The organism is Pseudodesulfovibrio sp. JC047 (assembly GCF_010468615.1).
GTDB lineage: Bacteria > Desulfobacterota > Desulfovibrionia > Desulfovibrionales > Desulfovibrionaceae > Pseudodesulfovibrio.
This window is the reverse complement of sequence record NZ_WUEH01000094.1, coordinates 1-391: the sequence shown is the minus strand read 5'-3', so window position 1 is coordinate 391 and position 391 is coordinate 1. Positions and strand designations below refer to the sequence as shown.

Annotated in this window: 1 protein-coding gene; it reads left to right on the top strand. The window is 50.6% G+C overall.

Going from position 1 to position 391, the window contains the following annotated elements:
* Positions 1-54 precede the first annotated feature (54 nt).
* Positions 55-391: hypothetical protein (locus GO013_RS17110; RefSeq protein ID WP_203529711.1), on the top strand; the 337-nt coding region annotated here is incomplete at its 3' end.

Here is a 391-nt window from a genome sequence, read left to right as displayed (position 1 = left end):
AAGGGTAAAGAGCCTGCTACAAGCGTACCTCGCCGATCTGCTAGATCTTCCAATGTGGCCGTTCAGCAGGCCTGGGAGAAAGTCCAGTTTGTGGAGAGAAATCTTGAAGAATGCGACTCTCTCAACAGAGATGAGATGAGACAGCGACTGATCACTCTCAAGGGAGGGGAATTTTATCAGATCATGGTAAGCAGCCGTCCGTGGGTTATGGACGATCAGAGGGTGTTGCCCAAGCCTACCTTCTTCTTTGGTGATGCAGTCCCTGACGACATGTCATACCAGAGGAGATGTTTTCAGTTCTCTTACACTGCTGATGGTGAAGAGAAGACTGTTGTTACCCGGTCGACGTTTGATCGCACCGTCTCGATCATGAGCCTTGCTCCCACGTGCT